The sequence below is a fragment of the Vibrio sp. SCSIO 43155 genome (genome assembly GCF_023716605.1).
GTDB classification, from domain to species: Bacteria; Pseudomonadota; Gammaproteobacteria; order Enterobacterales; family Vibrionaceae; genus Vibrio; species Vibrio harveyi.
The window spans coordinates 3,482,958-3,509,444 of record NZ_CP071852.1; the positions used below are offsets into that span (position 1 = coordinate 3,482,958).

At 46.8% G+C, this 26,487-nt stretch carries 21 protein-coding genes, 4 tRNA genes, 3 rRNA genes and 1 riboswitch; of the genes, 5 read left to right on the plus strand and 23 right to left on the minus strand.

Features of this window, described 5'->3' with window-relative positions; translation table 11 throughout:
* The first annotated feature begins 91 nt into the window (after window positions 1–91).
* Together J4N44_RS16560 and J4N44_RS16565 are read left to right on the plus strand one after the other, a co-directional pair.
* On the plus strand, window positions 92–1,033 hold the full coding sequence (locus tag J4N44_RS16560) for a LysR substrate-binding domain-containing protein (RefSeq protein ID WP_005447244.1): 942 nt from the start codon (window positions 92–94) through the stop codon (window positions 1,031–1,033).
* Between the two features lie 203 nt (window positions 1,034–1,236).
* Complete coding sequence (locus J4N44_RS16565) at window positions 1,237–3,027, plus strand: aminopeptidase P family protein (protein ID WP_252044680.1); 1,791 nt, start codon at window positions 1,237–1,239, stop codon at window positions 3,025–3,027.
* A 154-nt stretch (window positions 3,028–3,181) separates the two neighbouring features.
* Here the strand turns inward: J4N44_RS16565 and thiH are convergent, their stop codons facing one another.
* From thiH to J4N44_RS16640, 15 genes are all read right to left on the minus strand, one after another.
* Window positions 3,182–4,294 (minus strand): 2-iminoacetate synthase ThiH, encoded by a 1,113-nt coding sequence (gene thiH, locus J4N44_RS16570; protein WP_252044681.1) that lies wholly within the window; start codon window positions 4,292–4,294, stop codon window positions 3,182–3,184.
* A gap of 34 nt (window positions 4,295–4,328) precedes the next feature.
* Window positions 4,329–5,096, minus strand: a complete 768-nt coding sequence (locus J4N44_RS16575) for a thiazole synthase (protein WP_045403455.1) — start codon at window positions 5,094–5,096, stop codon at window positions 4,329–4,331.
* A gap of 5 nt (window positions 5,097–5,101) precedes the next feature.
* The gene (gene thiS, locus J4N44_RS16580) at window positions 5,102–5,356 is read right to left on the minus strand and encodes a sulfur carrier protein ThiS (RefSeq protein ID WP_045403475.1); all 255 of its coding nucleotides are present in this window, start codon (window positions 5,354–5,356) and stop codon (window positions 5,102–5,104) included.
* A 38-nt stretch (window positions 5,357–5,394) separates the two neighbouring features.
* Window positions 5,395–6,168 (minus strand): HesA/MoeB/ThiF family protein, encoded by a 774-nt coding sequence (locus J4N44_RS16585; RefSeq protein ID WP_199479541.1) that lies wholly within the window; start codon window positions 6,166–6,168, stop codon window positions 5,395–5,397.
* Complete coding sequence (locus J4N44_RS16590) at window positions 6,155–7,570, minus strand: thiamine phosphate synthase (protein ID WP_252044682.1); 1,416 nt, start codon at window positions 7,568–7,570, stop codon at window positions 6,155–6,157. The genes J4N44_RS16585 and J4N44_RS16590 overlap by 14 nt, the downstream gene beginning before the upstream one ends.
* A complete protein-coding gene (gene thiC, locus J4N44_RS16595; RefSeq protein WP_252044683.1) occupies window positions 7,570–9,510 on the minus strand; it encodes a phosphomethylpyrimidine synthase ThiC in 1,941 nt (646 codons plus the stop codon). The genes J4N44_RS16590 and thiC overlap by 1 nt, the downstream gene beginning before the upstream one ends.
* A 165-nt stretch (window positions 9,511–9,675) precedes the next feature.
* Window positions 9,676–9,774: riboswitch (TPP riboswitch) on the minus strand.
* A gap of 61 nt (window positions 9,775–9,835) precedes the next feature.
* Entirely contained in the window at window positions 9,836–10,219 is a 384-nt protein-coding gene (gene crcB, locus J4N44_RS16600; protein WP_005430379.1) for a fluoride efflux transporter CrcB, read from the minus strand.
* Window positions 10,220–10,342: 123 nt separating this feature from the next.
* A complete protein-coding gene (locus tag J4N44_RS16605) occupies window positions 10,343–11,725 on the minus strand; it encodes a multicopper oxidase family protein (RefSeq protein WP_252045113.1) in 1,383 nt (460 codons plus the stop codon).
* 298 nt (window positions 11,726–12,023) lie between these two features.
* Window positions 12,024–12,100: transfer RNA gene (locus tag J4N44_RS16610), tRNA-Asp, on the minus strand.
* Window positions 12,101–12,168: 68 nt separating this feature from the next.
* A 5S ribosomal RNA gene (rrf, locus tag J4N44_RS16615) occupies window positions 12,169–12,285 on the minus strand.
* Window positions 12,286–12,377: 92 nt separating this feature from the next.
* Window positions 12,378–15,267: ribosomal RNA gene (locus J4N44_RS16620) — 23S ribosomal RNA — on the minus strand.
* A 319-nt stretch (window positions 15,268–15,586) separates the two neighbouring features.
* Window positions 15,587–15,662 (minus strand) — tRNA-Val (locus J4N44_RS16625).
* A gap of 30 nt (window positions 15,663–15,692) precedes the next feature.
* Window positions 15,693–15,768: transfer RNA gene (locus J4N44_RS16630), tRNA-Lys, on the minus strand.
* Window positions 15,769–15,770: 2 nt separating this feature from the next.
* A tRNA-Glu gene (locus J4N44_RS16635) sits at window positions 15,771–15,846 on the minus strand.
* Between the two features lie 88 nt (window positions 15,847–15,934).
* Window positions 15,935–17,486, minus strand: a 16S ribosomal RNA gene (locus J4N44_RS16640).
* The 16S, 23S and 5S rRNA genes sit together here with 4 tRNA genes alongside, the layout of an rRNA operon.
* Before the next feature lie 509 nt (window positions 17,487–17,995).
* On the opposite strand from J4N44_RS16640, the gene J4N44_RS16645 reads away from it, so the two are divergent.
* A complete protein-coding gene (locus tag J4N44_RS16645) occupies window positions 17,996–18,550 on the plus strand; it encodes a gamma carbonic anhydrase family protein (RefSeq protein WP_252044684.1) in 555 nt (184 codons plus the stop codon).
* 20 nt (window positions 18,551–18,570) lie between these two features.
* Here the strand turns inward: J4N44_RS16645 and J4N44_RS16650 are convergent, their stop codons facing one another.
* The 4 genes from J4N44_RS16650 to tsaC all read right to left on the minus strand — a co-directional run bounded on the left by J4N44_RS16650 (window position 18,571) and on the right by tsaC (window position 21,283).
* Window positions 18,571–18,834: a DUF1488 family protein gene (locus J4N44_RS16650; protein ID WP_005450963.1), complete on the minus strand. Its 264-nt coding sequence runs from the start codon at window positions 18,832–18,834 to the stop codon at window positions 18,571–18,573.
* A 3-nt stretch (window positions 18,835–18,837) separates the two neighbouring features.
* Window positions 18,838–19,671, minus strand: a complete 834-nt coding sequence (gene aroE / locus J4N44_RS16655; RefSeq protein ID WP_017190966.1) for a shikimate dehydrogenase — start codon at window positions 19,669–19,671, stop codon at window positions 18,838–18,840.
* A 102-nt stretch (window positions 19,672–19,773) separates the two neighbouring features.
* Window positions 19,774–20,691 (minus strand): oxygen-dependent coproporphyrinogen oxidase, encoded by a 918-nt coding sequence (gene hemF / locus J4N44_RS16660; RefSeq protein ID WP_017817571.1) that lies wholly within the window; start codon window positions 20,689–20,691, stop codon window positions 19,774–19,776.
* Between the two features lie 34 nt (window positions 20,692–20,725).
* Window positions 20,726–21,283, minus strand: a complete 558-nt coding sequence (gene tsaC, locus J4N44_RS16665; protein WP_017190968.1) for an L-threonylcarbamoyladenylate synthase type 1 TsaC — start codon at window positions 21,281–21,283, stop codon at window positions 20,726–20,728.
* Between the two features lie 199 nt (window positions 21,284–21,482).
* Between tsaC and purE the strand changes: the two genes are divergently transcribed.
* Both purE and J4N44_RS16675 read left to right on the plus strand, forming a co-directional pair.
* Entirely contained in the window at window positions 21,483–21,968 is a 486-nt protein-coding gene (purE, locus tag J4N44_RS16670; protein ID WP_061065488.1) for a 5-(carboxyamino)imidazole ribonucleotide mutase, read from the plus strand.
* A 4-nt stretch (window positions 21,969–21,972) separates the two neighbouring features.
* Window positions 21,973–23,106, plus strand: coding sequence for a 5-(carboxyamino)imidazole ribonucleotide synthase (locus J4N44_RS16675; RefSeq protein WP_252044685.1), 1,134 nt, complete (start codon window positions 21,973–21,975; stop codon window positions 23,104–23,106).
* A gap of 63 nt (window positions 23,107–23,169) precedes the next feature.
* Here J4N44_RS16675 and J4N44_RS16680 read toward each other — a convergent pair whose 3' ends face one another.
* Genes J4N44_RS16680 through J4N44_RS16695 form a run of 4 tightly spaced genes read right to left on the minus strand, consistent with a single transcriptional unit; the run spans window position 23,170 to window position 26,432 of the window.
* Window positions 23,170–23,739 carry a DNA topoisomerase family protein gene (locus J4N44_RS16680; RefSeq protein ID WP_005450974.1) on the minus strand — a complete coding sequence of 190 codons (570 nt, stop codon included), beginning with the start codon at window positions 23,737–23,739 and terminating at the stop codon, window positions 23,170–23,172.
* Window positions 23,740–23,762: 23 nt separating this feature from the next.
* The gene (locus J4N44_RS16685; RefSeq protein ID WP_005429833.1) at window positions 23,763–24,242 is read right to left on the minus strand and encodes a DUF494 family protein; all 480 of its coding nucleotides are present in this window, start codon (window positions 24,240–24,242) and stop codon (window positions 23,763–23,765) included.
* Between the two features lie 2 nt (window positions 24,243–24,244).
* Window positions 24,245–25,354: a DNA-processing protein DprA gene (gene dprA / locus J4N44_RS16690; protein ID WP_252044686.1), complete on the minus strand. Its 1,110-nt coding sequence runs from the start codon at window positions 25,352–25,354 to the stop codon at window positions 24,245–24,247.
* A complete protein-coding gene (locus J4N44_RS16695) occupies window positions 25,338–26,432 on the minus strand; it encodes a LysM peptidoglycan-binding domain-containing protein (protein ID WP_009701852.1) in 1,095 nt (364 codons plus the stop codon). The genes dprA and J4N44_RS16695 overlap by 17 nt, the downstream gene beginning before the upstream one ends.
* Window positions 26,433–26,487: the final 55 nt, after the last annotated feature.

The window sequence follows — 26,487 nt, forward strand, 5'->3', positions numbered from 1 at the left end:
AACAAGAACTTTTGAGCAAAGCTTAATCATCTGATGATATGAATGGAAATGATGTATACTCATGACCATTATTCCAATGGGGAAAATCACTGTGAACGTAGAGAAACTGGCACGCATCGACCTCAATTTGCTGGTCTGTTTTAAAGTGCTGATTGAAGAGTTGAATGTCACCCGAGCCGCCCACCGACTGTGCTTGAGTCAGTCTGCCGTAAGTAAATCCTTAGCGAAATTACGTACCCAATTTGATGATCCTCTATTCACTCGAAACTCACACGGATTGACGCCAACACCGCGCGCATTGTTCCTTAAACCAAAACTGGATCTGTTGATAAACCAACTTGAGGTGCTGACTCAACCCGAAGAGTTCTCGCCACAGAGCAGTGAGTACCGTTTTCAAATCGCAGCGGTAGAGAGTGTCTACCCGCTCATTCTGCCCCACTTCTTGCCAGCAATATTCCAACAAGCGCCAGGCGTGACCATAAGCACCCACTCTTGGTCGGAACAAACGTTCAAGATGATTCAACGCGGTGAAATCGATTTAGGCATGACAGGTCGAGATATCGACATCAACGATGCCAAGCTGACTATGCTGCCGCCCGATGACATTTGTGAACAGGAAATCTATCGCGACCACCAAATGTGTATCGTACGTAAAGACCACCCGGCTTTGCGTGGAAATTGGAACTTAGAAGCTTATCTAGCCCTGCGTCATGTACAGGTGCGTTGTGATGGCAACGACCGTTGGTTGCTCGATTATCGTTTAGCCGACATTGGTCGTGAACGTGATATCGCAGTCACCGTCCCGGACTTTAATAGCGCCGCCAGTTTGTGCTCTTACACTGATTTTGTGTTTACCGCGCCAAGTCACTTTGTAAAGCTGGCAGCCAAGCAACACGACATGGCATTGCTGCCGCTGCCACTCGAATTCCCGCCAATGGCTTACACTTTGTTCTGGCACCGAGACAGAGAAAATGACCCGGCTTTAACTTGGCTACGTACCATGATCACGCAAAAAACCGATCATCTTAGATAAAAATCCCGAACGTGATTTGCGCTCTTACGGTAAAATGAGTAGCTTAACAGTCGATAGTCCTTTTTGGCTCATCTATGGCCTGTTGTACTCCGACTCTATTGAAGTGATTGCGAACCTCAATGGAATCGTAAACTGCATGAAGCAGATGGAAACAGCTCCCACACCTGAGCATGAAGGAGCGGTAATTTGAAGGAATAACACAGATGCACAACGATACCCAAAGCCGCGTGAATGCAATTCGCGAATGGCTAGCACAACATAATATTGATGCCCTACTTGTCCCACATGAAGACGAGTACTTGGGCGAATACGTACCAGCGCACAACGAGCGTTTACACTGGCTAACTGGTTTTACCGGTTCTGCTGGTGCTGCGGTAATCACCAAAGACAAAGCCGCTATCTTTGTTGATGGTCGCTACACGGTACAAGTCACTAAGCAGGTTCCTGCTGATCTATTCGAATACCGTCACCTGATTGAAGAGCCTGCACTAGATTGGATTAAAGACCATCTTGCAAATGGCGCATCTGTGGCAATCGACCCTCGCATGCACAACTCTGCTTGGTTAGACATGGCACAAGCAAAACTTACAGGTGCACTTGAGCTTAAGATTCTCGACAGCAACCCAATTGATGAACTGTGGCACGACCGCCCTGCTCCTGTGGTTTCTGATGTTCGCCTAATGGCAACAGAAGCAGTTGGTCAATCAAGTGAAAGCAAACGCCAAGAAATCGCAGAGCTAGTGAAAAAAGCCGGCGCAGACAGTGCAGTGATCACAGCACTTGATTCTATCTGTTGGCTGCTTAACGTTCGTGGTCTAGATGTATCACGCCTACCAGTTCTGCTCTCTCATGCGATTCTGCATTCAGATTCAAGTGTGGAATACTTCCTAGATCCAGCTCGCCTACCTGCTGAGTTTGACGCTCACGTTGGTTCTGGCGTAACAGTTCATCACCCAGAAGCATTACAAGCACGACTAGAAACTCTAACTGGCAAGAATGTACTGGTTGACCCTGCGACAAGTAACGCGTGGTTTAAGCTGGTTCTACAAAATGCTGGTGCATCAGTGGTGAGTAAAGCTGACCCATGCCTAATGCCAAAAGCAGCGAAGAACCCAGTTGAAATTGCAGGCATGAAAGCATGTCATATCCGCGATGGCGTGGCGATGAGTAAGTTCCTATCATGGTTAGATGCTGAAGTCGTTGCGGGTAACCTGCATGATGAAGCGACGCTGGCAGACAAACTGGAAGCGTTCCGTAGCGAAGACCCGACACTTATGGATCTTAGCTTCGATACTATTTCAGCTGCGGGCGGCAACGCGGCAATGTGTCACTACAACCACGAGAACCAACCTGAACCTGGCAAGCTAGAACTGAACACGCTTTACCTAGTGGATTCAGGCGGTCAGTACCTAGATGGCACGACAGACATCACGCGTACCATCGCGATCGGTCAGCCTTCACAAGAGATGATTAAACAATTCACTCTCGCGCTAAAAGGTCACATCGGCGTTGCTCGTGCACGTTTCCCGAAAGGCACACGTGGTTACCAAATCGATACGCTAGCTCGTCAGCACCTGTGGGCGGAAGGCTACGATTACGACCACGGTACTGGTCACGGTGTTGGTCACTTCCTAAGTGTTCATGAAGGTCCAGCGAGCATTTCTAAGAAGCAAATCGACGTGCCTCTAACAGAAGGCATGGTGCTATCCAACGAGCCAGGCTACTACCGTGCAGATGCGTTTGGTATCCGTATTGAAAACCTAGAGCTTGTTGTTGAAACACCAACTAACGGTGACTTCCCTGTTTTGTCATTTGAGTCGCTAACACGCTGCCCAATCGACAAGCGCAACATCAACGTTGATATGCTAACTCGTCCAGAACTTGCTTGGCTGAATGATTACCATCAGAAAGTATGGGATGAGATCAGCCCACTTGTTGAAGGTGATGTGAAAGAGTGGCTTCGTCAAGCAACGCTACCAGTAGCACACAGCTAGAAGCTAGAAGCTAGAAGCTAGAAGCTAGAAGCTAGAAGCTAGAAGCTAGAAGCTAGAAGCTAGAAAAAGTAGAGGGTTGATGTTTTACATCAACCCTCTTTTTTTGCTTATGTTTCACGTGAAACATAACGATGACAGTGGCTTTATTTGTTACTTAACCGGAATACGCCGAGTGCCAATCTCGCCATACAGGGTCAAAGCCTTTGGCTCGAATCATATCTTCAACAGAAGCCGCGCTTCGCTCATCACTGATCTCAAACTGCTCGAGTTCAACATCATCCATCGCATACCCCCCCGGCTGAGTTTTCGATGCAGCAGACATACTGGTGATACCTAACGGTAATGCGTTGTCTCTGAACTTCGGTGATTCACGAGTCGATAATGACAACTCAACTTCTGGATTCAACAAACGATAAGCGCAAATCAACTGAACAAGCTGCTTATCCGTCATGACTGATTTTGGTTGGAGCGCGCCCTCACAAGGACGTAAACGCGGGAAAGAAATCGAGTAACGAGTCTGCCAATATGTGCGCTCTAGATAGTCCAAGTGCGCTGCCACATAAAAGCAATCGGTACGCCACTCTTCCAACCCTATCAAAGCACCGATACCGATCTTATCAATACCCGCTTTTGCAAGACGATCGGGTGTATCCAATCGGTATTCGAAATCCATCTTGTTGCCACGCAAATGGTGCTCGGCGTAAGTCGAAGGATGATACGTTTCTTGATAGACCATCACCGCATCCAAACCCAATGTCTTGAGCTCAGCGTATTCGTCTTGATCTAGTGGCTGTACTTCCATCGCCAAATAGTTAAAGCGCTTCTTAATCATCGGCACCATTTCGCGGAAGTATTTCATGCCCACTTTGGTTTCGTGTTCGCCAGTCACCAGCAATACGCTATCAAACTTCATGCGTTTAATAGCTTCAACTTCAGCAGCCACTTCGTCCCTATTCAAAGTACGACGCTTGATTCTGTTCTCCATAGAGAAGCCACAATAAGTACAAGCATTGGCGCACAAGTTAGAAAGGTACAGTGGAATGTAAAGCGACATGGTATTACCAAAACGCTTGCGAGTTGCCGAGTATGACAACTGCGCCATTTGCTCTAAGTACGCTTCAGCCGCTGGTGAAATTAGCGCTTTAAAGTCTTCCAAATCACGTTTGGGTTTATTCAATGCTCGCTCGACATCTTGTGCCGTTTTCGCGTAGATCGACATCGATATGTCATCCCAATTAAGCTGCTTAAATTGTTCAACGAAGCTCATGTTTTCCTCGCTTAATAGCTAAACCAATCTAGGACTAAAGCTCATCTAGGAATGACGTCAGTGGACTCGACGCAACCGCATGAGAAACCTTACCGGCAAGTCCGGCTTCATAAGCCATACGCCCCGACTCTACCGCCAACTTAAATGCCTTCGCCATCGCAACGGGATCGCTCGAAGCTGCAATCGCAGTATTGACAAGCACAGCATCCGCACCCATTTCCATCGCACGCGCGGCATGTGAAGGAGCGCCAATACCCGCATCCACAACCACAGGAACATTAGCTTGGTCGATAATAATCTCTAGGAAATCGTGAGAAACTATCCCTTTGTTGGAACCAATCGGCGCACCTAATGGCATGACTGCAGCACAGCCTACTTCTTCCAATCGTTTACACAGAACCGGGTCAGCATGACAATAAGGAAGGACAATGAAGCCCTCACGAACCAGTTGCTCAGCGGCTGCAAGTGTCTCAATTGGATCGGGCATCAAGTACTTCGGGTCTGGATGAATTTCCAGTTTTAGCCAGTTTGTACCTAACGCTTCTCGCGCCAGTTGCGCAGCAAACACAGCATCTTTAGCATTCTTTGCACCTGAGGTGTTCGGCAATAAGTTCACACCCGATTGTACTAACGGTAGCAAAATATCGTCTTGTTGGTCGTTCACATCGACACGCTTCAACGCCATGGTCGCAAGTTGAGATCCCGACACTTGAATCGCTTCTGCCATTAATCGGCTGTTGGCAAACTTCCCTGTTCCCGTGAACAGTCTTGATTCGAATTGTTTATCACCAATTTTAAGCATCGACGTTAACCCCCTGCGATCGCTTGAAACAAAGAGATGCTATCTCCCTGTGAAAGAACTGTGCTAGCCCACTCACTGCGCGGCACAACATTGTTGTTAATTGCAAAAACACAGCCCATTTCAGGCAGCGCAAATTGACTAATGATTTGCTGTAGATTCGACTCACTAGCAACTTGATGTGACTGGTCATTGATGACAATAGTGATCACATCTAAGTCAGCAGCGATCATTTGTGTTGTTTGTTGTTCTGATAACGTCATTGCTTCCAACTCTCTTAATTCTGCCCATTGCTCGTAAGCTAAATCTGAGCACACACTTGGCACTGTTTGTCTTTGCTTATCGCCATGGTTTGCCATTGCATTTTCAACCCATCAAACAGATGCAACTTGGCAGTCTCGACATGAAACTTTCCCGTCGCCAGTTTTTGAATTGCCGCTATCGCTTGGTAGTTACCAAGTGTGCCCACCACCGGACCGACGACACCGCTCTCACTGCATTTTTGACTTTGTGGTAATTCGTCAAACGGATACAAACAGCGGTAACAGGCTTTACTCTGCGCTTCTTGTTCACTTGGTGTTTGGTAATCAAAGACAGCGAATTGTCCTTGCCAACCAATTGCTGCCGCCGAGATGAGCGGCGTATTTTGCTCGAAACAAACTTGGTTAATTAGCTGGCGCGTTGGCATGTTATCGGTGCAGTCGAGCACCACATCCGCTAGCATCACCTCAAGCTGCAGTTGTGCTTTGTCTAATCGCTTATTGAGAGCTCGAATTTGGACCATAGAATTAAGTTCGGCCAGTTGCTTTACAGTCGCTTTTGTTTTCGCAACTTGGAGGTCTTGTTCACGATAAATGATCTGACGTTGTAGGTTACTGCTATCAACTTCATCGTCATCGACCACAACCAATTTACCAACACCCGCTGATGCCAAGTACAAACTCGCAGCACTTCCTAACCCACCACAACCGATGATCAGCACATGCGATTTACTCAATCGCTCTTGCCCAACTTCGGCAATTTCTGGCAGAGCGACTTGACGTTGATAGCGAAGGAACTGCTTATCCGTGAGCATGCTCGCCTCTCTTGCTATGCGCCAACTCACTATTCTGCTCAGTAAACGTTAGTTGTCTTTCCTTCATCAGTTGTGCAAAAAACTCGATAACGGACTGAGGTGATTCTGCCAACGTAAGAGCACGCACAACCGCCAAACTAGAAACACCCGTTTGCCAAACTTGGTCTGCATTAGATTGATCAATGCCACCAATTGCGACCGTCGGAAAGCCAAGCACACAGTCACTACCTGCTTTGTCTTTTGCAGGTCTGAAAGCAGCCTCTGTATTTGTATAAGGAATGCTATCAATCAGCTTTTGATACAGAGCCAAGCGCACCAAACCTTGTGGTTTCGATGGCATCTGTTTTGTGGTGGTTGGGAAAATATGCCCTAGTGCGATGTAGCTAGGATGAATTTGTACGATGCGCAGTAGTTCGTAATAACCATGCGTAGAAAGACCAAGACGAATGCCGGCTTTAGTTATCTGAGCCAAATTCGATTCTTCTATGTCTTCTTGTCCTAGGTGAACACCATAAGCGCCATGCTTGATTGCCAACTGCCAATAGTCATTGATGAACACTTGTGCTTGATACTGACGACCTAGCTCAATTGCTCGAATGATCTGTTGTTCTAAATCGGCTTGTTGTGGGTTCTTGATTCGCAGTTGAATAGTGTTGATGCCTAGTGACAGTAAACGCTCAATCCAAGCAACATCATCAACGACTGGGTAGAGCCCAAGACTTTGCTTGATTAGAGTTGGAAAGCTAACGCACTCCCCTTGTGCAGACCAACCAACTTGAATACCTAGTCGGTTATCCTCCAGTACAGGTGTGGGGAAATCATCAAATTGGTCAGCCCACCGAGTAGATCTTCCCTCGTCAAGGTTGTCATTCAACAGTGTTTCACGTGAAACATTCGCTTGTTGAGTTAGCATTCCTCGAGCAAGTGTTAACGCATCTTCGATAGGAAAATCGAGTACTGTCAGCGTTACAATCCAAGCAAGGTGATGTTCGGGATCGAACATTGCGTTGAGTTTGGACTTAACAGAGAGCGCTCTCACTTCGTCGTTAATTGGGTGACGCCAGATATCAAGCTGAAGCACTTTCTCCTTTTCATCGGATACCTGCGTATCAGCAATGCCAATATAAATCGCTTTCGACGGTTGCTTAGCACACGCTTCTACCGATAAAGCAGAGCGGTAATAGAGCACAAATGAACTCTCATGCTCGGAGTCATAACCATCAATAAGATCTGTCATTATGCGTGTGGTCTGTTGGTCGCGAACAAGCTGAATAGATTGAGTTGGGCTCACACCCAACTCAATGTCTTCGATGCTAAAACCCTGTTCTTTCGCCAACAACAAACATTGCTGAACTAAACCTGTCAGTTCAATCAATGATGACGGAATAAGGATTTTGCTCATTAGTCACTTACCTCGGCATGTGCTGCTGGGTGGTATAACTCTGAACCTGTGTCTCTAAACTCTTGCGATTTCTGACGCATCCCCTCAAGAGGATCATCAAGCATTTTGATTGAGATAGCTTGGTCCGCAGCAACTTGCTCAGTATCTTTCGCGTATTCTCGTACCTCTTGCGAAATCTTCATCGAGCAGAACTTTGGTCCGCACATGGAACAGAAGTGAGCAACTTTTCCAGACTCTTGAGGCAATGTTTCGTCATGGAAAGCGCGCGCGGTATCAGGGTCGAGCGACAAGTTAAATTGGTCTTCCCAGCGGAACTCGAAGCGAGCTTTAGAAAGCGCGTTATCACGAACTTGTGCACCAGGGTGTCCTTTCGCCAAATCAGCGGCGTGCGCAGCAAGCTTGTAAGTGATCATGCCTACTTTCACGTCTTCTTTGTTTGGTAAACCAAGATGCTCTTTAGGAGTTACGTAGCAAAGCATTGCACAGCCATACCAACCAATCATGGCAGCGCCAATACCTGAAGTAATATGGTCGTATCCAGGAGCGACGTCTGTCGTCAATGGACCAAGGGTATAGAAAGGAGCCTCATGACAGTGCTCTAACTGCTCTTCCATGTTCTCTTTGATCATGTGCATTGGAACATGACCAGGGCCTTCAATAATCACCTGTACGTCGTATTCCCACGCAACCTTGGTCAATTCGCCAAGAGTACGAAGCTCTGCAAATTGCGCTTCATCGTTAGCATCAGCAACCGAGCCAGGACGCAGACCATCACCAAGAGATAGTGCGACATCGTACTTAGCACAGATTTCACAGATCTCTCGGAAATGGGTGTATAAGAAGCTTTCTTGGTGATGCGCTAAACACCATTTCGCGATGATAGAACCACCACGAGAGACGATGCCAGTAACGCGTTTTGCAGTCATTGGCACATAACGAAGTAGTAAACCGGCATGGATAGTGAAGTAGTCAACACCCTGCTCTGCTTGCTCGATCAGAGTATCGCGCATCACTTCCCAGTTAAGGTTTTCAGCAACACCATTCACTTTCTCAAGCGCTTGATACATAGGTACGGTACCGATCGGAACCGGACTGTTACGTAGAATCCACTCACGAGTTTCGTGAATATTACGTCCAGTAGAGAGATCCATAACGGTATCGCCACCCCAGCGCGTTGCCCATACTAACTTCTCTACTTCTTCCTCAATCGAAGAAGTGACCGATGAGTTACCGATGTTGGCATTCACTTTGACCAAAAAGTTACGTCCAATGATCATTGGTTCGGATTCTGGGTGGTTGATATTAGAAGGGATAATCGCGCGACCTTCGGCGACTTCTTTACGCACAAACTCGGCGGTAATGTCTTTTGGAAGATTCGCTCCGAAGCTTTGACCCGAATGTTGTTGATTCAGCACTTCATCGCGGTATTGAGCACGTCCCATATTTTCACGTAGGGCGATGTACTCCATTTCTGGGGTAATAATGCCTTTGCGAGCATAGTGTAACTGAGTCACACACAGCCCATCTTTGGCACGTCGAATACGTGGTAGATTACCGTAGCGAAGATCGTCTAACGTTTCATCTTCTAAGCGCTCTTTGGTGTATACCGAGCTTACTTCATCAAGTAGTTCAGTATCAGCGCGCTCTTCAATCCATCCTTCTCTCAGCTTAGGTAAGCCGTTGTAGAGGTCTATGGTGTGTTCTGGATCTGTGTATACACCCGAGGTATCGTAAACGCGGACTGGCTCATTAGGCTCGAAAATAGGCGCCTCTTTTGTGCCTCCAATAAGGCTATCAGCGAGTGATATTTCACGCATTGGCACACGAATATCGGGACGTGAACCTTCTACGTAGACTTTGCTTGAATTTGGGTACGGTTGTACCGAGAGTGTATCAATGAACTGTTTTGCTTCCAGTCTCGCTTGCTTGCGACTCGACATAGCATTTTTCCTTGCTTTGTTATGCTTAGATAAAAAGTATTGGGATAAAAATGCTTGGCGGATAGATGCGACAAGAGGAATCGAATTAAAGACAAGTTGAGCGAGTGCTCTTCGTCTATAACAACATTCGACTATTTGATAGGTCAACCAGATAGAACTCTGGTGTAGATATCTTCTCTTGTTCCCTTCGCAGATTCTAATCTGATCAGGTTCAACGGATCCCGAATTAACGGTCTCAGCCTTATGGCACTCCGACAAGTAAAATCAGTATATAAAAACGGCTTGGTTAAACCAAGCCGACCTGATTAAGATTTGAGTATTTTTGCTAGCTACGCATCAATAATTGGAAACCAATCCACGCAGCTGAAATGCTTAACACGACATTCAGTAGTACGTTCAATCCCATCTTAAAGAAAGCGCCCTGCTGCATAAGCAACACGTTGTCCATCGAGAAAGTAGAGAATGTAGTTAATGCGCCCAAAAAGCCAAGACCGATGATTTGACGCCATGGGTCAGTGACCATCAACTCCGTTTCAAACGCAGCAATCAGTAGACCCATAATAAATGAGCCAACCACGTTCACGGTTAAGGTACCGTACGGAAAGCCACGACCGAGTAGCATCACACAAAGTTCAGAAATTAAGTACCGAGAACATGCACCAAATGCACCACCCAATGCAATAAAACCCAAAACGGATAGTTGTCCCATAATTCCCCCAGAAAAGTTAATGGCGATATTGTAATCAAATTTACGGCAATAGTGATTATACAATCTTAGAATTCAGCAAAGTATAGCGCTTAAAACTTATCAAGATTTAAAAAGTTACAGGAGTCACTTTACTTCAATATAACCCATCAACCCCGTCTTCATGTGTTCGATCACATGGCAATGGTACATCCAACGTCCTGGGTTATCTGCAACAAATGCCGCTTTCGCACTGCCGTTTTTTCCAAGCAAGACAGTATCGGTATGAAACGGTTCATCAAGTTTTTTGCCATCTAACTCAAGAACAGTAAATGTGTGCCCATGAAGGTGAATAGGATGATGATATTGGGTGACGTTCTTAAGGTTGAAAATATAGGTTTTCCCGAGATCCAATGTTGAAAGTGGCGCAGGGATATTATCTTTACTCATCCCCTCCCAAGCTCGTTTATTCATCAGCCAGAACTTAGGTATCGCTTTGCCCGATTTATCGGCAGGAGTGACCGCCCCCTCCCATTCAAACACATAATCAATTTGTTCCGCATTTTCCAAATCAAGATCTGGCACAGGGTTGAGAGGCAATAAAGGCAGTTTCTGATTACTCAGCAGGTCAGACTCAACAACTTCGAACTCACACAAAGGGAATGGGAAGCGTCCTTTCATTTGACGCACATAAACACGTTCTCCAGCCTTCGGAGCAATCAATCCGACATCTAACCTCATTCCCGGACCAATTTTGTGCTGAGTGAGCTGATAAGGCGTTTTAACAGGATTACCATCTATAGCAATAACCCAAGCCTCTGCGCCTTCTATAGCGATCGGGTAAGTAATGGTGTTATCGACATTAGCAATTCTTAATCGCGTGGTAGCATTCTGCTTCAGCGTATAAACAGGTTCATGCACACTATTGACGCTACTCCACTCTCCGGGAGTCCCCATACGTGCGCTCAAGCGCGGCACCATAAGGTTCTTCCACTGACCTTGGTTGTCTATATGCCAATGCTTGAGAACGACTTCATGCTCTTCATCAAACTGAACAGGCTCTGCCTCTTCAACGACAATTAGCCCGACTAAGCCCATACCAAGCTGCTTAACACTATTCATATGTGGGTGATACCAAAATGTGCCCGCATCTGGCGGTGTAAATTCATAAACGAATGTTTCACCTGGCATGATAGGCGGCTGGCTCAAGAAAGGGACACCATCCATTTCAATAGGGATTCGCAAGCCATGCCAGTGGATTGTAGTTGGCTCTGAAAGCTTGTTAGTAAACCGAATAATAACTTTCTCGCCTTGGCGACAACGAATCGTAGGCGCTGGAATCGAGTCATTAAATACAAGTACATCCGTGGTAAACCCTGGTACCAATTCAGCAGTAGAAGGCTCTGCAGTGATGTCGTATATACGCTGACCCTGTTTATTAGTGCTCTCGGATAGAGAACATGCAGGTAGAACGGTAAGTGCAGAGATCGCTAAGGAAGATTGAAGAAAGCGTCGACGAGATATATCCATGTATTTAGTCACTCATTATTCCAATTGATGTGAGTGTAACTAAATATTAATAATGATTCTCAGTTATCTTTTAAAGGTGTGCACTTATGATGCTTAGGGTCAGAGATTGTAAGTGAAGATCCATATATTGTGGACACTAAAAAGGTAGTAAGCACCTACACACATATAGTAAACAAGTAAAAGAGTTCAGTTTAAGAAGAAGGGAGCTTAATGGTAAATAAGGCTAGAGCGAGTAGGAAATTGAAGGCTCTAGAAACGACGAAAGCCTTGCTATTTCTAGCAAGGCTTTCTGAATAAGTGGCGGAGCGGACGGGACTCGAACCCGCGACCCCCGGCGTGACAGGCCGGTATTCTAACCAACTGAACTACCGCTCCGCACTGGTTAGACCTAAAGTCTAAGTTTTTGTCTTCACTTTTTCATAAAAAGTGAAAATAAAATACAAGCCTGGCGATGTCCTACTCTCACATGGGGAAGCCCCACACTACCATCGGCGCTAATTCGTTTCACTTCTGAGTTCGGAATGGAAGTCAGGTGGGTCCAAATCGCTATGGTCGCCAAGCAAATTCTTTAATCTGGAAAACTGATTTTAAGTTCTACTTACACACATTCAATGTTCTTACATTGAGTCCATCAAAACCCCTTGGGTGTTGTATGGTTAAGCCTCACGGGCAATTAGTACAGGTTAGCTCAACGCCTCACAACGCTTACACACCCTGCCTATCAACGTTCTAGTCTCGAACAACCCTTTAGGATACTTAAAGTATCAGGGAAGACTCATCTCAGGGCTCGCTTCCCGCTTAGATGCTTTCAGCGGTTATCGATTCCGAACTTAGCTACCGGGCAATGCGTCTGGCGACACAACCCGAACACCAGAGGTTCGTCCACTCCGGTCCTCTCGTACTAGGAGCAGCCCCCTTCAATCTTCCAACGCCCACGGCAGATAGGGACCGAACTGTCTCACGACGTTCTAAACCCAGCTCGCGTACCACTTTAAATGGCGAACAGCCATACCCTTGGGACCGACTTCAGCCCCAGGATGTGATGAGCCGACATCGAGGTGCCAAACACCGCCGTCGATATGAACTCTTGGGCGGTATCAGCCTGTTATCCCCGGAGTACCTTTTATCCGTTGAGCGATGGCCCTTCCATTCAGAACCACCGGATCACTATGACCTGCTTTCGCACCTGCTCGAACCGTCATTCTCGCAGTCAAGCGGGCTTATGCCATTGCACTAACCTCACGATGTCCAACCGTGATTAGCCCACCTTCGTGCTCCTCCGTTACGCTTTGGGAGGAGACCGCCCCAGTCAAACTACCCACCAGGCACTGTCCGCAACCCCGATTAGGGGTCAACGTTAGAACATCAACACTACAAGGGTGGTATTTCAAGGACGGCTCCACACAATCTAGCGACCGTGCTTCAAAGCCTCCCACCTATCCTACACATGTAGGGTCAATGTTCAGTGCCAAGCTGTAGTAAAGGTTCACGGGGTCTTTCCGTCTAGCCGCGGGTACACTGCATCTTCACAGCGATTTCAATTTCACTGAGTCTCGGGTGGAGACAGCGTGGCCATCATTACGCCATTCGTGCAGGTCGGAACTTACCCGACAAGGAATTTCGCTACCTTAGGACCGTTATAGTTACGGCCGCCGTTTACCGGGGCTTCGATCAAGAGCTTCGACCGAAGTCTAACCCCATCAATTAACCTTCCGGCACCGGGCAGGCGTCACACCGTATACGTCATCTTACGATTTTGCACAGTGCTGTGTTTTTAATAAACAGTTGCAGCCACCTGGTATCTGCGACTCTCAATAGCTCCATCCGCGAGGGACTTCACCGTCGAGAGCGTACCTTCTCCCGAAGTTACGGTACCATTTTGCCTAGTTCCTTCACCCGAGTTCTCTCAAGCGCCTTGGTATTCTCTACCCGACCACCTGTGTCGGTTTGGGGTACGATTCCTTACAATCTGAAGCTTAGAGGCTTTTCCTGGAAGCATGGCATCAATGACTTCACTACCGTAGTAGCTCGACGTCGTGTCTCAGCCTTAAAAAGAGCCGGATTTACCTAACTCTTAAGCCTACGCACTTGAACCTGGACAACCGTCGCCAGGCCCACCTAGCCTTCTCCGTCCCCCCATCGCAATTGTAAGAAGTACGGGAATATTAACCCGTTTCCCATCGACTACGCCTTTCGGCCTCGCCTTAGGGGTCGACTTACCCTGCCCCGATTAACGTTGGACAGGAACCCTTGGTCTTCCGGCGAGGAGGTTTTTCACCCCCTTTATCGTTACTCATGTCAGCATTCGCACTTCTGATACGTCCAGCATGCGTTACCACACACCTTCAACCGCTTACAGAACGCTCCCCTACCCAATGCACTAAAGTGCATTGCCGCAGCTTCGGTTTACTACTTAGCCCCGTTACATCTTCCGCGCAGGCCGACTCGACCAGTGAGCTATTACGCTTTCTTTAAATGATGGCTGCTTCTAAGCCAACATCCTGGCTGTCTGAGCCTTCCCACATCGTTTCCCACTTAGTAGTAATTTGGGACCTTAGCTGGCGGTCTGGGTTGTTTCCCTCTCCACGACGGACGTTAGCACCCGCCGTGTGTCTCCCGGATAGTACTTACTGGTATTCGGAGTTTGCAAAGGGTTGGTAAGTCGGGATGACCCCCTAGCCTTAACAGTGCTCTACCCCCAGTAGTATTCGTCCGAGGCGCTACCTAAATAGCTTTCGGGGAGAACCAGCTATCTCCAGGTTTGATTGGCCTTTCACCCCTAGCCACAAGTCATCCGCTAATTTTTCAACATTAGTCGGTTCGGTCCTCCAGTTGATGTTACTCAACCTTCAACCTGCCCATGGCTAGATCACCTGGTTTCGGGTCTATATCCAGAGACTGAACGCCCAGTTAAGACTCGGTTTCCCTACGGCTCCCCTAGATGGTTAACCTTGCCACTGAATATAAGTCGCTGACCCATTATACAAAAGGTACGCAGTCACACCACGAAGGTGCTCCTACTGCTTGTACGTACACGGTTTCAGGTTCTATTTCACTCCCCTCACAGGGGTTCTTTTCGCCTTTCCCTCACGGTACTGGTTCACTATCGGTCAGTCAGTAGTATTTAGCCTTGGAGGATGGTCCCCCCATATTCAGACAGGATATCACGTGTCCCGCCCTACTCGATTTCACTTTAAATGCGTTGCCGGTTACGGGGCTATCACCCTGTATCGCACAACTTTCCAGAAGTTTCACCTGACGCATAAAAAGCTTAAGGGCTAGTCCAATTTCGCTCGCCGCTACTTTCGGAATCTCGGTTGATTTCTTTTCCTCGGGGTACTTAGATGTTTCAGTTCCCCCGGTTCGCCTCGCTGCGCTATGTATTCACGCAGCGATACTTACTTATGTAAGTGGGTTTCCCCATTCGGAAATCCCAGACTCAAGTGGTTTTTACTACCTAATCTGGGCTTATCGCAAGTTAATACGTCCTTCATCGCCTCTGACTGCCAAGGCATCCACCGTGTACGCTTAGTCACTTAACCATACAACCCGAAGGAGTTTCGAGTTGATGAACAAGTCACCAAAGTTGTCTGCAATTTTTATACATGATGCAGACTCGATTTTGCCGGACTCAAATTCCAAGAACACTTGAATGTGTTGTATTGGTGTTTGTCATAAAGACAAACATTGAGAACTTTACAAACAAACTTAAAAGTTTGTTTTGTCAGCTTTCCAAATTGTTAAAGAGCTATGTTTCTTCACAAGGAAGTACATTTTCTAAAGACTTTCAGAGACGAAGATTCTAACCACGTACGTTTTACTGAAGTGGTTTGGAATTCCTATCCAAAAATACTTAGAGAATGGTGGGCGATACCGGGCTCGAACCAGTGACCCCCTGCTTGTAAGGCAGGTGCTCTCCCAACTGAGCTAATCGCCCACGTAAGTTTTGATTCTTCGTGGAGAAGAATGGTGGGTCGTGCAGGATTCGAACCTGCGACCAATTGATTAAAAGTCAACTGCTCTACCAACTGAGCTAACGACCCAATGGTATCCCGTAGGGGAGTCGAACCCCTGTTACCGCCGTGAAAGGGCGGTGTCCTAGGCCTCTAGACGAACGGGACACTGGATTGAAGAGTTTGGGAACTCTTCCTCTCTTACTTTATAAACCGTATCAATCTGTGTGGACACTCATCGTGAGTAATCATCGTATAAGGAGGTGATCCAGCGCCAGGTTCCCCTAGCGCTACCTTGTTACGACTTCACCCCAGTCATGAACCACAAAGTGGTAAGCGTCCTCCCGAAGGTTAAACTACCTACTTCTTTTGCAGCCCACTCCCATGGTGTGACGGGCGGTGTGTACAAGGCCCGGGAACGTATTCACCGTGGCATTCTGATCCACGATTACTAGCGATTCCGACTTCACGGAGTCGAGTTGCAGACTCCGATCCGGACTACGACGCACTTTTTGGGATTCGCTCACTCTCGCAAGTTGGCCGCCCTCTGTATGCGCCATTGTAGCACGTGTGTAGCCCTACTCGTAAGGGCCATGATGACTTGACGTCGTCCCCACCTTCCTCCGGTTTATCACCGGCAGTCTCCCTGGAGTTCCCACCCGAAGTGCTGGCAAACAAGGATAAGGGTTGCGCTCGTTGCGGGACTTAACCCAACATTTCACAACACGAGCTGACGACAGCCATGCAGCACCTGTCTCAGAGTTCCCGAAGGCACCAATCCATCTCTGGAATGTTCTCTGGATGTCAAGAGTAGGTAAGGTTCTTCGCGTTGCATCGAATTAAACCACATGCTCCACCGCTTGTGCGGGCCCCCGTCAATTCATTTGAGTTTTAATCTTGCGACCGTACTCCCCAGGCGGTCTACTTAACGCGTTAGCTCCGAAAGCCACGGCTCAAGGCCACAACCTCCAAGTAGACATCGTTTACGGCGTGGACTACCAGGGTATCTAATCCTGTTTGCTCCCCACGCTTTCGCATCTGAGTGTCAGTATCTGTCCAGGGGGCCGCCTTCGCCACCGGTATTCCTTCAGATCTCTACGCATTTCACCGCTACACCTGAAATTCTACCCCCCTCTACAGTACTCTAGTCTGCCAGTTTCAAATGCTATTCCGAGGTTGAGCCCCGGGCTTTCACATCTGACTTAACAAACCACCTGCATGCGCTTTACGCCCAGTAATTCCGATTAACGCTCGCACCCTCCGTATTACCGCGGCTGCTGGCACGGAGTTAGCCGGTGCTTCTTCTGTCGCTAACGTCAAATAATGCAGCTATTAACTACACTACCTTCCTCACGACTGAAAGTGCTTTACAACCCGAAGGCCTTCTTCACACACGCGGCATGGCTGCATCAGGCTTGCGCCCATTGTGCAATATTCCCCACTGCTGCCTCCCGTAGGAGTCTGGACCGTGTCTCAGTTCCAGTGTGGCTGATCATCCTCTCAGACCAGCTAGGGATCGTCGCCTTGGTGAGCCATTACCTCACCAACTAGCTAATCCCACCTAGGCATATCCTGACGCGAGAGGCCCGAAGGTCCCCCTCTTTGACCCGTAGGTATTATGCGGTATTAGCCATCGTTTCCAATGGTTATCCCCCACATCAGGGCAATTTCCTAGGCATTACTCACCCGTCCGCCGCTCGACGCCGTTATCGCTCCCCGAAGGTTCAGATAACTCGTTTCCGCTCGACTTGCATGTGTTAGGCCTGCCGCCAGCGTTCAATCTGAGCCATGATCAAACTCTTCAATTTAAGATTTTGTTCGGCTCAATGAATACTGAACATTACATAATGTAATGTTTGAATTGACTGTGCTGAATCTTTCGATTCAATGGTCACTTCGTTTCATTGAAACCTAATTTGATACCGCTTTCCGTTAAGAAAGAAATATCTAATTGGATTATCATCAACGAGTGCCCACACAGATTGATAGGTCTATATTGTTAAAGAGCTTTCCTATTGAGCTTTGCTCAAATCGGATGGCCATTTTAGCGAGTTAAAGTTTAGTGTCAATCACTTTTTTCAAACTTTTTATCAAGCGTTTCCGCTTAGCTAATTGGCTTGCTAACTTGAATTCGTTTCTTTCGAAGCGTTGCCGTGTCAGCGAGGTGGCATTATAGAGATTGCGATCACATTGGCAAGCCCTTTTTCTCGTTTTTTTTGATTTTTTTATTGTTTGAGTGTTTTTTATTCTAAAAGGCGAGTTTTTGCTACTCTTCCCTCCAGATATCCCGATTATTAACGCTTTATAAGGAGTAAAGATGGGTTCTATTAGAAGTTATAAAGGTATTCGACCTCAACTAGGCAAGCGCGTATATGTCGACTCAACTTCTGTTCTTGTCGGTGATATCCAAATTGGTGACGACTCGAGTGTTTGGCCATTAGTTGCAGCTCGTGGTGATGTGAACCATATCCACATTGGTGCTCGAACCAATATTCAAGATGGTAGCGTACTGCATGTAACCCATAAAAATACTGAGAATCCCAACGGCTATCCGCTAATCATTGGTAATAATGTCACTATTGGTCATAAAGTCATGTTGCACGGCTGCGAAATCCACGATCGTGTATTGGTTGGTATGGGAGCGATCGTTTTAGATAACGTTGTTGTCGAATCAGACGTAATGATAGGCGCTGGAAGTTTAGTCCCACCGGGGAAAAGGTTGGAAAGCGGCTATTTATATGTTGGTAGTCCAGTAAAACAAGCTCGCCCCTTATCAGAGAATGAACGAGCTTTCTTACAAAAGTCTGCCAATAACTATGTACAGAATAAAAATGACTACATAAACGAAGTAGAAGACGTCAACGACGAATGATGTAGTTGGTTAGCAATAAGCTAATCGATGATGATATTGCCTTCTTCATTGAAGGCTTCATCTTCAATTAGCTCTTCCGCGATTTCTTCTAGGTCGAATCGATAATCAATAAATACTTTAATTGCCGCTTGTTCAGTTTCAACCAAGGAGCCACTAAGCTTTTCTAGCTTCTGCTTTGTTACATAGCATTCAATCAGAGCTCCTGATTGCTGCGCGGTAAAGTTTACCGCTTGTAATGTTTTATCCCATGATTGCATATCTGGGAATAAGATGGACTGATTCATCGTTTACTGACCTTCAAGGTTCTTTCTTAATTCTCTAAGGATTTGTTTTGCGCCAGGGCGTAAACCACGCCACAGCATAAAGCTTTCCGCAGCTTGTCCCACTAACATTCCAAGACCATCATAAGCATGAGCGGCACCACTTTCTTTTGCCCATAAGTTAAAACTGGTCGTCCCTTGCCCGTAAATCATGTCGTAGCTCGTACTGTTAGCTGCAAAGATAGAAGAGGAGATAGCCGGCAGCTCACCGCTTAGGGAAGCAGACGTGGAGTTAATAATCACGTCGAACTCATCACTAATATCATCCATCTCTTTGGCAATGATAGAGCCATGTGCAATAAACAACTCCGCAAGCTCCTGCGCTTTGCTGAAGGTTCGATTAGTAATGGTTAAAGAACTAGGCTTTTGATCAAGAAGTGGCTTGATCACTCCACGAGCGGCACCGCCAGCGCCAATGATCAGGATTCGCGCACCTTCTAACACAACTTGATGTTGAAGTAGGTCTTGAACCAAACCTGCTCCATCGGTGTTATCGCCAATGATCTCACCATCATCTAACTTCTTGAGCGTATTGACTGCCCCGGCTAACTGAGCACGTTCGGTCAGTCTACTAGCAAATTGATAAGCATCTTCTTTAAATGGCATGGTGATGTTGCACCCCTTGCCTCCTTCAGCAAAGAACAGCTTCGCTGCGTCAATAAAACCATCTACAGGAGCACTTTCTGCGGTATACACCAAAGATTGATTGGTTTGACGAGCAAACAAGGTGTGAATGAATGGCGACTTGCTGTGTCCAATAGGATTACCAAACACGGCATAGCGATCAATTTGCTGAGTCATTTCCTTACCTTTATTCCTTACCTACTATAGAGAAAAAACAGGGCCATCTGATTACAGATGACCCTATCACTATCTATCTATATAGAAAAGGAGATTCAACGCTCACCACTCTCGTGGCGTTAAGTATCGCTCGTAAAGTTCAGCCTCTGGAGAACCAGGTTGTGGCTCATAGCTGTATTCCCAACGCGCAAGTGGTGGCATCGACATAAGAATTGACTCTGTACGACCGCCACTTTGCAGACCAAATAGAGTTCCACGATCATACACTAGGTTGAATTCAACGTAGCGACCACGACGGTAAAGTTGGAATTCACGCTCACGCTCACTGAATTCAATTTCTTTACGACGAGACACAATCGGTAGGTAAGCTTGGCAGTATCCTTCACCAACCGCCTTGATGTAATCAAAACACTTGTCGAATTCCCACTGGTTTAGGTCATCAAAGAACAAACCACCAACACCACGAGTTTCATTTCGATGCGGTAGGAAGAAATACTTATCACACCAAGCTTTATGCTCTGCATAGACATCATCACCGAAAGGTGCACAAAGTTGTTTTGCGGTTTCATGCCATGATTGGCAATCTTCTTCGAATGGATAGAAAGGTGTTAGATCAAAACCACCACCAAACCACCAAATAGGCTCTTCACCCTCTTTCTCTGCGATAAAGAAGCGTACGTTAGCGTGAGAAGTCGGTACATATGGGTTGTGGGGATGGATAACCAAAGAAACACCCATCGCTTCAAAGCGGCGACCAGCTAACTCTGGACGATGCGCCGTAGCTGATGCTGGCATCTCATTACCTTCGACATGAGAGAAATTCACTCCCCCTTGCTCAAAAACGTCACCATCACGCAAAACACGGGTACGACCACCACCACCAAGGCGCTCCCCTTTTTCACGTTGCCATGCGTCTTCAACAAAGACGGCCTTTCCATCTTCTTGTTCTAACTGCTGACAAATGGAATCCTGAAGTGACATCAGGAACTGTTTTACGGCGTGCTTATCGATTGCTGACATACGTGTAGTACCTATTGATTGCTGACTAGCAGGGTTAGCCCTGTCTTAATATTTGCGAGGTTTTAGCATCACGAATTTCACTAGGCTTGTCACGACCGCTGGTTTCACCACGTAAGATCGCCACAAGCCGGTCACCCAATTGTTGCTCTACTTCTTCAGTCGTCATACAAGGAGGCTGACCAGTGAGGTTCGCGCTGGTAGAGGTTAGCGGCTTTCCGAAAGCATTACACATCTTTTGTACCAAAGGATGATCCGTCACACGCACTGCAATCGAATCAAATTGCCCCGATACCCAATGAGAAACTTTGTCACTCGCAGGCATAATCCAAGTGTATGGACCAGGCCATGTTGCGTGTACTTTATCTAACTGCTCTTGAGTCAACTGAGATTCATCAACATAAGGCAAAAGCTGTTCATAGTTTGCCGCAATTAAGATTAATCCTTTCTCAACAGGGCGTTGTTTTAGCTCTAGCAATTTTTGAATCGCTTCTGGGTTATCTGGGTCACAGCCAACACCAAACACCCCCTCTGTTGGGTAGGCAATCACTTCGCCTTTTTGTAGTGCTTCTAGCACCTGTTCAAAGTTCTCCACCGGTACTTCCTGATAATCTTGTCTGTTGTGTTTGTACTAAGTGTACAAATATTCATTCTCAGAGACTAAAGCAATTTGTTTATAAAATGTATCAATCGTATTTACAAACGCACGCAAACGTTTGCTTGAGGTAAAAATCCCCGTATAATGCGCACAAATTTATCAGCTCACCTAATTTTGCAGCTTGAAGGAGTTTGAGATGAAAGTCGGTATCATCATGGGTTCTAAATCAGATTGGCCAACCATGAAACTAGCAGCGGACATGCTGGATCAATTTGGCGTGTCTTACGAAACAAAGGTGGTGTCAGCTCACCGTACTCCTCAATTGTTGGCTGATTACGCAAGCAGTGCTAAAGAACGTGGCATTAAAGTCATCATCGCAGGTGCGGGCGGTGCTGCCCACCTACCAGGCATGGCGGCGGCGTTTACCAGCGTACCTGTACTTGGCGTTCCCGTTCAGTCTCGCGCACTGAAAGGCATGGACTCACTACTTTCTATCGTACAGATGCCAAAAGGTATTGCGGTTGGTACATTAGCTATTGGCGAAGCAGGCGCAGCAAACGCTGGTATCCTAGCGGCTCAAATCCTTGGTACACATGATGAAGCGATCATGGCAAAAGTCGAAGCGTTCCGTAACGAACAAACGGAAACCGTATTGGCGAACCCAAACCCTTCTGAGGATTAATCAGATGCATGTACTGGTTCTTGGTGCGGGTCAGTTAGCTCGTATGATGTCTCTGGCTGGTGCGCCACTGAATATTCAAATTTCAGCTTACGATGTGGGCAGCGGTAATATCGTTCATCCACTGACTCAACATGTACTAGGCAACGGCTTAGAAAATGCGATCGAACAAGTTGATGTAATCACTGCTGAGTTCGAGCATATCCCGCATGACGTGCTTGATATTTGCGAAGCGAGCGGTAAGTTCTTACCAAGTACACAAGCTATCAAAGCAGGCGGTGATCGCCGCATTGAAAAGGCATTACTTGATGATGCTGGCGTACGTAATGCGAAATACTATGTGATCAAAACTCGTGAAGATTTTGACCGCGCAATTGAACACGTCGGCATGCCAATGGTTCTGAAAAGTGCATTGGGCGGTTACGATGGAAAAGGTCAGTGGCGTTTAAAAGAACCTTCTCAGATCGACATAATTTGGACAGAAATGGTGGAATGCATTGCTTCAACACCAAATCAAGCCATTGTTGCTGAGGAGTTTGTTCCTTTTAACCGTGAAGTTTCACTGATTGGTGCTCGCAGTAACGATGGCAGTATTGAAGTTTACCCTCTCGCAGAAAACATCCACACAAATGGTGTATTAAGCCTCTCAACAGCAATTGATGCTCCAGAGTTGCAAGAACAAGCAAAAGAGATGTTCACGGCCGTCGCCAATAGTTTGAATTACGTTGGCGTGCTAGCCCTGGAGTTCTTCGACGTTGACGGCAAGTTGCTGGTTAACGAAATCGCACCACGCGTACACAACTCAGGTCACTGGACTCAGCAGGGTGCAGAAACTTGTCAGTTTGAGAACCACCTACGCGCTGTGTGTGGTATGCCTTTAGGTAGTACTAAGCTCGTTCGCGAGACCTCGATGATCAATATTCTCGGTGAAGATACCTTGCCAGATGCGCTACTCGCGATGAATGGTTGCCATATTCATTGGTATGGCAAAGAGAAACGAGAAGGTCGTAAGATGGGTCACATCAACGTATGCGGTGATTACACTGGTGAGTTGAATCGTAGGTTGTGTGCATTAACAAACGTGCTTGATGAAGAAACCTTCCCAGCAGTTCATGAATTTGCCAAACAGTGGCAAGCATAGAAAAGTTGATAAATAGACAACAAAGGGTCGCATGATGCGACCCTTTTTAATTTTGCCTGAGATTTATTGTGATTGTGTATGCTGGCACTTGCGACTTGCACATTGCAACTTAACCCCGCTGGCGAGTTTCTTTTCTACCAACAAGGTAAACCCGCATTCCTCACAGCGACCTCTTACAGGTGGTAAGTTTACCGCAAACTTGCACTTCGGATAGTTATCACACGCGTAGAATGTCTTACCAAATCGGGTCTTACGTTCAACTAAATGCCCTTTACCACACTCAGGGCAAGCGTATAGCTCTTTCGATTCTTGCTCGGGTTCGGGCTGATTGATTGATTCGATATGATGACAAGTTGGGTAATGACTACAGCCAACGAACATGCCGTATCGCCCTTGTCGGAGCACCAACTCATTGCCACAGTCAGGGCAAGGCACACCTAACTCTTTTACGATGTGGCCATCATTACTGTGCAACGGCTTGATATAGTCGCAGCTTGGGTATTGGCTACAACCAAGAAAAGGACCATGTTTGCCATGTTTCAGCCTGACTTCCCCACCACATTTAGGGCACGGCTCTCTCTCAAGCGCATGCTCGTGTGCCGAGAAAAGGTTGTGATCGATTTTACTACTCATACTCACCGTTAAAGCAGAAGATATTAGTGAAGAATACCCTGTTCCTTGGTGTACAGCAGCTCTTCCATCAGCGTGTAGGCATTTTCGTTGCCAGGGACATTAAACAGAACCATAAGAATGATCCACTTAAGGTCTTCAAGCTCAAATTCATTGGTTTCTAGCCCCATTACACGATCGATAACCATCTCACGTGTTTCTGTGGTTAGAACATTAATTTGCTCTAAGAACAGCAGAAAACCACGACATTCAAGATCTAAGCGCTGCATCTCTGATGCCGTATAGATACGTGTCGATGCCGATGCTATGCAAGTTGAAATCGCTGAATGCTCATCACTTTGTTGCAATGCTGCCAGCTCTTCTAACCAGACAAGGGCTTTGTAGATGTCTTTTTGCTGGAAGCCTGCACGAAGCAATTCATCTTCCAACTCGTCTTGTTCGACCTGTAACTCTGCATCGCTATGGATGTAGGTTTCGAATAGATACATAAGTATATCCATCATCATAGCTAGCCCCTCCCCTTTCGAATATAGCCACCGGATACTGCAACAACATGCCCTGAAAGCTCAAGCTCTAAGAGCTGCATCATGACTTCTTGGACAGGTATATTGGTCCTGCTTGCAAGAATATCAACTGGTGTAGCCTCATTTCCTACGTTAGCTAACAGCTGAGGAAATGGCAATTCTTCTTCATCAATTGCCGTAGAAAATAAATCCAAGCTCTGATTAATAGACCAGTCGAGCAAAGACTGTATTTCATTCAACACCTCCTGAGTATTTTGTACGAGACAAGCCCCATTACGAATCAACTGATTACCACCACTGGCATTGGGAGCATTAATCGAAGCTGGTATAGCGAAAACTTCACGGTCTTGCTCAAGAGCGTAGCGAGCGGTGATTAATGAGCCACTCTTTTCTGCTGCTTCGACAACCAACACGCCAAGCGACAAACCACTAATGATTCGATTACGTCGTGGGAAGTTTTCTGCTCGAGGTTTTGCATCTGGGCGAAACTCAGAGACTAACGCACCGTTTTCCATCACTCGCCGCGCTAAACCTCGGTGACGGGCTGGATAAACTTGCTCTAACCCTGAACCCAATACCGCAATGGTTTTACCGTCCGCTTGCAAAGCACCATCATGAGCGTGTCCATCGATACCCAAAGCCAAACCACTGGTAACAATCAGATCATGTTTCACCAAATCTGCAGCGAACTGACGTGCGTGTTGAAGCCCATCAACACTAGCATTACGGCTGCCGACCATGGCAATTTGAGGTTGAGACAAACAACTCGCTTCTCCCTTTATAAATAGTAAAGGAGGTGGAGCGACCGTTTGTTTGAGAAGTGGGGGATACAGAGTATCCGCCAAAGTAACAATATGATGATGAGATGAGGCGCTAACCCAAGTAAGACAAGCGTCGACTTCTTTATCGACCTCAGACCATGCTTGCAGTTGCTTCGTGGTAAAACCCAAAAGCTGAAGCTGCTCAGTTGAGTATCCGACAATATTGCTTGGCGTATCTTTACTCAGCAGCTTATTCATCTTCACCCCGCCAATGCCTGGCAAGCAGCTCAGCTTTAACCAGGCGGCGAGGTCAGTATCATTGCGTAGTTTCATTCGTGGTCGATTCCTCAGCCAGAGGAGAAACCACTGATACCTCTTTATTGATTGGCTTAGTGCTATTGGTAATCAGTGCAAGACTGAAATATTCATAAGGACGAATGACCAGCAGTTCACCAACCTTACTTTGCGGCAAGGTGATCTTAGAGTCGAGTAAGCCACTGTCTTTCACAAAACCATCGCCACCTTTGAAAACCGGGTGCGCATCTTCTTTAAGATCAAACACACTGCCTTGGCGAAGTTGATCGGATGTTCCTTTATCAATCACAACCACTTGATTGGTTGAGCTAAATCGAATGCCCTCAATATTACCCAGCAATGCTGCAGAACTGCCTTTTGGTGATGGCAGTGGGTAAAAGGTCGTCGTGAAATCACCATTTTCTAATGTTTGGACCGGCAAAGCGATATCGTTACGAATAATCTCTTGCAGTTGAGTGGTGATCTTTAGTCCTGAGTACTCGCTTGATGCCTCGATAAGTTCCCCTTTTGCAATCAAACGTAAAGCGGTAATTTGCTTAGATACGTCTTCACGGGAAAATGTTTCGACTGGACGATAGATAGCCCAACCTGTCGCCGTTTGTTCACCACTAATATACAGGGTGTCCTCAGCAGTCAGATATTTACTGCCTTTGCTACTACCCATCACTTTAGCCGCGTTTTCTAGCGTTTCATCGTCCACCAAACGGTCCGACTTGAGGTAAGGCATAACCAAACCTTCAGCAACGGTTGGCACCGCTTTCTTTTCCGTGATACGAGCTTTAGGGCTGAGCTTTTTCACCGCTTTTAAGCTCAATACTGGTTGACCATTAATCCATACCAGCGACAACTTGTCTCCGGGATAAATAAGGTGCGGATTATCGATCTCTGGATTGACCTGCCACAAACGAGGCCACAACCATGGGCTATCCAGATACATTGCTGAAATATCCCAAAGCGTGTCACCTTTGACCACAACATAAGTTTTAGGTGCGTCATCTTTGACGGTAAGCGGTTGGGAGTCCGTGTTTGCTACGGCATTGAAAGAGAAAAGTAACGGCAACGTAATGCGAGAAACGTTGCGGAAAATTCGATTCATGACCCTCGTCCTTGGTCTGTTAGGCAACTACCAGAATGGAAATTGGTATAAGGAT

Excerpts from the sequence above, each read along its gene's own strand:
- J4N44_RS16575 (WP_045403455.1), bottom strand. The coding sequence starts at position 5,096 with ATGCTTAAAATTGGTGATAAACAATTCGAATCAAGACTGTTCACGGGA.
- dprA (WP_252044686.1), bottom strand. The coding sequence starts at position 25,354 with ATGAAACTACGCAATGATACTGACCTCGCCGCCTGGTTAAAGCTGAGC.
- hemF (WP_017817571.1), bottom strand. The coding sequence starts at position 20,691 with ATGTCAGCAATCGATAAGCACGCCGTAAAACAGTTCCTGATGTCACTT.
- purE (WP_061065488.1), top strand. The coding sequence starts at position 21,483 with ATGAAAGTCGGTATCATCATGGGTTCTAAATCAGATTGGCCAACCATG.
- thiC (WP_252044683.1), bottom strand. The coding sequence starts at position 9,510 with ATGTCGAGTCGCAAGCAAGCGAGACTGGAAGCAAAACAGTTCATTGAT.
- J4N44_RS16675 (WP_252044685.1), top strand. The coding sequence starts at position 21,973 with ATGCATGTACTGGTTCTTGGTGCGGGTCAGTTAGCTCGTATGATGTCT.
- J4N44_RS16680 (WP_005450974.1), bottom strand. The coding sequence starts at position 23,739 with ATGAGTAGTAAAATCGATCACAACCTTTTCTCGGCACACGAGCATGCG.
- J4N44_RS16590 (WP_252044682.1), bottom strand. The coding sequence starts at position 7,570 with ATGAGCAAAATCCTTATTCCGTCATCATTGATTGAACTGACAGGTTTA.
- J4N44_RS16605 (WP_252045113.1), bottom strand. The coding sequence starts at position 11,725 with ATGGATATATCTCGTCGACGCTTTCTTCAATCTTCCTTAGCGATCTCT.
- crcB (WP_005430379.1), bottom strand. The coding sequence starts at position 10,219 with ATGGGACAACTATCCGTTTTGGGTTTTATTGCATTGGGTGGTGCATTT.
- J4N44_RS16645 (WP_252044684.1), top strand. The coding sequence starts at position 17,996 with ATGGGTTCTATTAGAAGTTATAAAGGTATTCGACCTCAACTAGGCAAG.
- aroE (WP_017190966.1), bottom strand. The coding sequence starts at position 19,671 with ATGACTCAGCAAATTGATCGCTATGCCGTGTTTGGTAATCCTATTGGA.
- J4N44_RS16565 (WP_252044680.1), top strand. The coding sequence starts at position 1,237 with ATGCACAACGATACCCAAAGCCGCGTGAATGCAATTCGCGAATGGCTA.
- J4N44_RS16685 (WP_005429833.1), bottom strand. The coding sequence starts at position 24,242 with ATGATGATGGATATACTTATGTATCTATTCGAAACCTACATCCATAGC.
- J4N44_RS16585 (WP_199479541.1), bottom strand. The coding sequence starts at position 6,168 with ATGCTCACGGATAAGCAGTTCCTTCGCTATCAACGTCAAGTCGCTCTG.
- thiH (WP_252044681.1), bottom strand. The coding sequence starts at position 4,294 with ATGAGCTTCGTTGAACAATTTAAGCAGCTTAATTGGGATGACATATCG.
- thiS (WP_045403475.1), bottom strand. The coding sequence starts at position 5,356 with ATGACGTTATCAGAACAACAAACAACACAAATGATCGCTGCTGACTTA.
- J4N44_RS16695 (WP_009701852.1), bottom strand. The coding sequence starts at position 26,432 with ATGAATCGAATTTTCCGCAACGTTTCTCGCATTACGTTGCCGTTACTT.
- J4N44_RS16650 (WP_005450963.1), bottom strand. The coding sequence starts at position 18,834 with ATGAATCAGTCCATCTTATTCCCAGATATGCAATCATGGGATAAAACA.